This is a genomic window from Stenotrophomonas sp. HMSC10F07, from assembly GCF_001807895.1.
Classification (GTDB): Bacteria; Pseudomonadota; Gammaproteobacteria; order Xanthomonadales; family Xanthomonadaceae; genus Stenotrophomonas; species Stenotrophomonas sepilia.
The window spans coordinates 51,232-57,548 of the sequence record NZ_KV791326.1 but is presented as its reverse complement, the minus strand read 5'-3'; the positions used below and the strand labels follow the sequence as shown (position 1 = coordinate 57,548).

Sequence of the window (6,317 nt, the reverse complement as noted above, 5' to 3'; positions counted from 1 at the left end):
CGCTACCAGAATGCGCGGTGGTAGCGCCGGGCCATGCCCGGCGAGCGTGATGCGATCGGGTCAGAGCCCCGCCCGAAGGGCGGGGATCCGACCCCCAACCTCACCCCACCGCCCGCGGCTTGGCCACGCGTGCCGCAAACGTCGGCAGCACCAGCAGGGTCAGCACGGTGGCGGTGATCAGGCCACCGATCACCACCGTCGCCAGAGGTTTCTGCACTTCCGCGCCGGAGCCGCTGGCGATCGCCATCGGAATGAAGCCGACGATCGCCACAAGCGCCGTGGTCAGCACTGCTCGGATGCGGCTGGAGGCACCATTGATCGCCGCCTGCAGCGGCAGGTCGCCGGCATCCAGGCGTTCGCGGATCGCCTGCATCAGCACCAGGCCATTCAAGGTCGCCACGCCGGACACGGCGATGAAGCCGACCGCTGCCGATACCGAGAACGGCATGCCCCGCAGCAGCAGCGCGAGGATGCCGCCGACCAGCGCCAACGGCACGCAGCTGAACACCAGAATGGCTTCCTTGCCGCTGCGCAGGGCCATGAACAGCAGGCTGCCGATCAGCAGGAACACTACCGGTACCACCGTCGCCAGCCGTTTTTCCGCGCGCTGCAGGTTCTCGAACTGGCCACCCCAGGTCAGGTAGGCACCCGGCGGCAGTGCCACGTCGGCTACTGCGGCCTGCGCTTCGCCGACGAAGCCGCCCAGGTCGCGGCCACGCACGTTGGCCTGCACCACCACGCGGCGGCTGCCGTTGTTGCGGCTGATCTGGTTCGGCCCTTCGCTGACCGTGATGCGCGCAACCGACGACAGCGGAATCACCAACCCCGACGGCGTGGCGATCGGCAGCGAGGCCAGCTGGTCCGGATCGTTGCGCGCGGCATCGTCCAGGCGCACCACCACGTTGAAGCGGCGGTCGCCTTCGAAGATCTTGCCCGCCGCAGTACCGCCGATGCCGGTGGACAGTGCATCACTCACATCCGCCGCAGTCAGCCCGTACTGCGCCGCCGCCACATGATCGATCGCCACGTTCAGCGTGGGTAGGCCGGAGATCTGTTCCACCCGCACGTCGGCCGCGCCATCCACCGCACGCAGCTTCAGCGCCACCTGGTCGGCCACCTTCTGCAGCTGGCTGAAGTCATCGCCGAAGATCATTACGGCCAGGTCGGTACGCACGCCGGAAATCAGCTCGTTGAAGCGCAGCTCGATCGGCTGGCTGAACTCGAAACTGTTGCCCAGCTGCTGCCCGGCCAGCTTTTCGAAACGGGCCACCAGCGCGTCCTTGGCCAACTTCGGATCGGGCCAGTCCTTGCGTGGCTTCAGCACGATCACGCTGTCGGAGATGTTGGTCGGCATCGGATCGATCGCCGCCTCGGCGGTACCGGTACGCGAGAACACGGTCTCCACTTCCGGCTGCTTGGCAATCACCTTTTCCAACGCCAGTTGCATGGCCAGTGACTGCTCCAGCGACGTCGACGGCACGCGCAACGCCTGCATCGCCACGTTGCCTTCGTCCAGCGTCGGCATGAACTCGCGGCCCAGCAGCGAGAACGAGCCGATGCCCACCACCACCATCATCACCGCACTGGCCACTACCGTGCGCGGATGCGCCACGGCCTTGCGGATCACCGGCTCGATGCGCGCACGCAGCACGCGTATCAGCCTGGTCTCGTGCTCGCCGTCGTCCGCATGTGCATCGCCGTCCTTCAGCTTCGGCTCGCGCACCAGCAGCGCCGTCATCGCCGGCACGAAAGTGAAGGAGAACAGGAAGGCACCGACCAGGGCCAGCATGAAGGTCGCCGCCATCGGGTGGAACGTCTTGCCCTCCACACCTTCCAGGGTGAGGATCGGCGCGAACACCAGCAGGATGATCAGCTGGCCGAACGCCGCCGGGCGCGCCATCTTCAGCGCGGAATCGGCGGCCACGCGCAGCCGTTCCATCGCGGTCAGCGCCCGGCCCAGTTCGGCGCGGCGCTGGCCCAGCATCAGCAGCGTCGACTCGACCACGATCACCGCACCGTCCACCAGGATGCCGAAGTCCAGTGCACCCAGGCTCATCAGGTTGCCGCTGATGCCGAAGCGGTTCATGCCGATCACCGCGAACAGGAACGACAGCGGAATCACCAGCGCGGTGATGGTGGCCGCGCGCAGGTTGCCCAGCAGCAGGAACAGCACCACCACCACCAGCAGCGCGCCCTCGGTGAGGTTCCGGGCCACGGTCTTGATGGTGGAATTGACCAGCACACTGCGGTCCAGCACCGGTGCGGCCACGATGTCGGCCGGCAGCGAGGTGTTCACCTGTTCCAGACGTGCGGCCGCGGCCTGCGCCACGGTGCGGCTGTTGCCACCGGCAATCATCAGCGCGGTGCCCAGCACGGCCTCGTGGCCATTGCGGCTGGCTGCACCCAGGCGCGGCGCGCGGCTCAGTTCCACGGTGGCTACATCGGCCACGCGCACCACCACGCCATTGCGGGTGGCCACCGGCGCCTGTGCAAGATCCTCGGTGGTCAGCGCCAGGCCATCGGCACGCACCACCAGGCCTTCGCCGGCACGCTGCACGAAGCCGGCGCCGGCCTGCACGTTGGAGCGCTGCAGGGCGGTAACCAGGTCGGCCAGGCCGAGGCCATGCGCGGCCAGTTTGGCGCTGTCCGGATGCACGCCGTATTCCTTGACGTAGCCGCCGACCGTATCGACACCGGCCAGCCCTGGGCTGGAGCGCATCTGCGGCGCGATGATCCAGTCCTGCACGGTGCGCAGATAGGTCGCGCGTTCTTCGGGGGTACGCAGCAGGTTGCCTTCCGGTGTGCGGTAGACCTCGCCGGCCTGCCAACCCGCTTCACCGGGCTTGGCCAGCTTGGCCGGATCGAATGCGGTGAAGTCCACCGTCCACATCAGCACCTCGCCGAGGCCGGTGGTGACCGGCGACAGCATCGGCGACGCGCCATCGGGCAGGTCTTCCGATGCCTCGCGCATGCGTTCGGCCACCTGCTGGCGGGCGAAGTAGATGTCGGTGGCATCGGTGAAGATCGCGGTGACCTGCGAGAAGCCATTGCGCGACAGCGAACGCGTGGTGGTCAGGCCGGGAATGCCGGCCAGCGCGGTTTCCAGCGGATAGGTCACCTGCCGTTCGATCTGCTCCGGGGTCAGCGCCGGGGCCACCGTGTTGATCTGCACCTGGCGGTTGGTAATGTCCGGCACGGCGTCGATCGGCAGCTTGCCCAGCTGGAACAGGCCCACGGCGGCGATCAGCGCCGCCATGAACACCACCAGCCAGCGGTGGCGCACCGCTGTTTCAATGATCAGCTTGAACATGATCGCCTCCTCAGTGGCCGTGCTCGGCTTCGCCCTTGGCCAGCTCGGCCTTGAGCAGGAAGGCGTTGGCACCGACGATGCGCTCGTTGCCGCTCAGGCCACCGAGGATCTCGATGCGGTCACCGGCACGGCGCCCGGCCAGCACCGGCTGCGCCTTGAAGCCACCTTCGACGGCGACGAAAACCGCGCTGCTTCCATCGACGTTCTGCACCGCATCGGCGGGCACGCTGAGCGAGCCGTCCTGGCCTTCGGTGACCACCACGGCCGATACCGGCGAACCGGCCGGCGGCAGCGATGCATCCACCGGCGTGGCGCGGATCACTGCGACGCCGCCCTGCTGCCGTACATCGGCGGCCGAACCGGTGACGGTAGCGGTGAAGCTGCCACCCGGCACGCTCACTTCCAGCTTCATGCCGGGCATGACCTGTGCAGCCAGCGCTGGCGGTGCGGTGAACACCAGCTCGTTCATCGACGGGTCGGCGACGTCGGCCACCGCACTGCCGGCGGCGACCACACCGCCCGGTGTGACCTGCACGTTGCCGACGATGCCGGCCACCGGGCTGGTGATGCGCACGCGTCCACTGGCATCGGGCGCACCGTTGGCGGCGGCCTGTGCCTGTGCGGCAGCGGCCTGGGCCTGTGCCGCCTGCGAACGCGCACGCGAGGCTTCCAGCTCCTGGCGGGCGACCACGCCCTGGTCGACCAGTGCCTTGTCGCGGCCATAGGCCAGGCGTGCGGCCTCGGCTTCGGCGGATGCGGCCAGCGCATTGGCGCGGAACACCGCTGCCTCGCCACTGACCACGATGGCCAGCGCCTGGTTCTGTTTCACCGCCGTGCCCGGCGCGACCAGTACGCGCTCGACGCGGCCGGTCACGGTCGAGGCCACCGAGGCACGGGCACCGACCGAGGGTTCCACCCGACCGGCGAGGCGGGTGGAACCGCCACCGCCGCGACCGACGGCAACCACTTCGATACCGGACGCCTTGATCTGCTCAGGGGTCAGCGGTACCACGCCTTCATCGGTGTCTGCCGGCGTCTTCGCGGATTCGGCCTTGGCTTCCTTGCTGCCGGGCGCGTGGCCATGGCTGTCGTCGGTGCCGGCCTTGGTCGCAGCGGGGTCTTCATTGGCAGGTGTCTGCGCGTTGCCAGCGCAGCCGGCCAGCAACACAGTCAGCAGCATGCCGCCGATCAGCGGAAAAGTACGGGAGAGAGTCATGGGGCCTCCACAAAGGGTGCGCGCCCTTCAAGGCGGGCAAGATCGATTTCCGCGCCGACGCGCGACAGGCGCGCATCCACGGCGGCGGCGCGGGCGGCGATAAGAGCGCTGCGCGTGCTGCGCAGTTCCAGCTGCGAGATGCGTCCGGCGTCGAAGCCGATGCGGGCCAGGCGATACGCCTCTTCGGCGGCGACCACGCTTTCATCGGCGGCGCGGGTTCGGCTGCCGGCGGCCTTCAAACCGGCCACGGCGGAGAGGCGTGCCGCCTCGCTGTCGCGGCGCTGCTGGTCCAGGCGCGCTTCGGCCGCGCGCTGATCGGCATTGGCGGCGCGGATGCCACCGCGGTTGCGGTCAAACAGCGGGATGCTGAGGCTGAGCCCGAGGTTGTAGGCACGCTCGCCGCCCTCGCGGAAGCGGGTCTGCGCGGCGGTGACGCTGAGGTCGGGCAGGGCGCGCTTGCGCTCCACCTCGACCAGTTTGCCCGCCGCATCGGCTTCGGCTTCAGCGATGCGCACTGCCAGTGCGGTATCGGTGGCACCGCGTGGCAGCGGCGGCGCACGGTCGAGCAGGCTGTCGCCGATCGACTGCACCGGCGCTTCCAGCAGTGCAGCACCGGCCAGGCGTGCCAGCGCGGCATCGCGGAAGGCCTGCGCTTCATCCAGCGCGGCGTTGGCGTTGGCCACTTCGCTCTGCGCCTGCACCGCGCGCAGTTGCGGTTCGCGGCCCTGCTTGACCATCGCGTTGACGGCGTTGGCGTCATCGCGGGTGAGGCTCAGTGCCTCTTCGGCCAGGGTGTAGCGGCGCAGTGCACTTTCCGCCTGTGCGTAGACCACCGCCAGCTGGCTGGCCACATCGCTGCGGCTCTGCGTGCCACGCAGGTTGGCCGCCTGTGCCTCGGCGCGGGCCGCACGGACGCGCGCGCCGCGCTGGCCCCAGACCTCCAATGGCTGGGACAGGGTAAGCACGCTGTCGGCCTTGCCCATGCCGCCATAGGAGCCGGTGCCCCAGGCGTTCTCGGCCGACCAGGACAGGGAAGGGTTGGGCAGTGCGCGGGCCTGGTCGGCGCGCGCGTCGGCGGCCTCGGCCAGCGCCGCACCGACGCGGGTGCCGGGCAGCTGGTCCAGGCGTTCAAGCAGGGTGTCGTAGGAAGGGGCGGCTTGCGCCATCACCGATGCCGCCGGGACCAGGCCCAGCAACACGGCGACGACCCGCCCGGCCGCACGCAGCGACCGAGGTGTCAGGATCGACATAGGGGGATTCCGGTTGTGAGTGAAACGGGAGCCCGCAATCGCGGGACGCGCTCAACTCACGCCCGGGGGGGACGCGTCAATTCATCCTGGGCGACCGCATAGGTCGCCGCGTCGCCGGCATTCATCCAGCGCGCCGGCAGCGGCGCACCGAAGGCGGCGAGGGTGCTGGCCGGCAGGCTCAGGTTGGAGTGGTGGCAGTGGTTGTGGCTGCACGCACCGGCGTGCTTGCTGTCACTGTCACCCTCGGCATCGTTGGCGTTGCTTTCCACGTGCACCGCAGTGGTGTCGTGCGGTTCGACCGCGCAGGCCAGCACGTCGGCCACCGGCACGACCACGAACGCCGCCATCAGCAGCATCATCAGGTACGTACGCAGTTGGCGGGTGATCCGGCGCATGGAAGGGAGGCTAGCAAGCGATTTTCGCCGGATACAATATCAATGGCTGCCTCGGGAATTCGTCGGAATCTCCCGTTCAGGTGGACCGGGCGCGCCTTTCGGCCCACCGGGCTGTGCTTCTGTAGAGCCGAGCCCATGCTCGGCTG

Annotated in this window: 4 protein-coding genes; all 4 read right to left on the bottom strand. The window is 69.0% G+C overall.

The window, feature by feature from the left end; translation table 11 throughout:
* Positions 1–100: 100 nt before the first annotated feature.
* From HMPREF3114_RS02390 to HMPREF3114_RS02375, 4 genes are read right to left on the bottom strand one after another with little or no spacing between them, the layout of a single operon-like run.
* On the bottom strand, positions 101–3,310 hold the full coding sequence (locus HMPREF3114_RS02390; protein WP_053498803.1) for an efflux RND transporter permease subunit: 3,210 nt from the start codon (positions 3,308–3,310) through the stop codon (positions 101–103).
* 10 nt (positions 3,311–3,320) lie between these two features.
* Positions 3,321–4,526: an efflux RND transporter periplasmic adaptor subunit gene (locus tag HMPREF3114_RS02385; protein WP_053498804.1), complete on the bottom strand. Its 1,206-nt coding sequence runs from the start codon at positions 4,524–4,526 to the stop codon at positions 3,321–3,323.
* A complete protein-coding gene (locus HMPREF3114_RS02380) occupies positions 4,523–5,776 on the bottom strand; it encodes a TolC family protein (protein WP_070488942.1) in 1,254 nt (417 codons plus the stop codon). The genes HMPREF3114_RS02385 and HMPREF3114_RS02380 overlap by 4 nt, the downstream gene beginning before the upstream one ends.
* A gap of 56 nt (positions 5,777–5,832) precedes the next feature.
* Complete coding sequence (locus HMPREF3114_RS02375) at positions 5,833–6,171, bottom strand: hypothetical protein (RefSeq protein WP_053498807.1); 339 nt, start codon at positions 6,169–6,171, stop codon at positions 5,833–5,835.
* Positions 6,172–6,317: the final 146 nt, after the last annotated feature.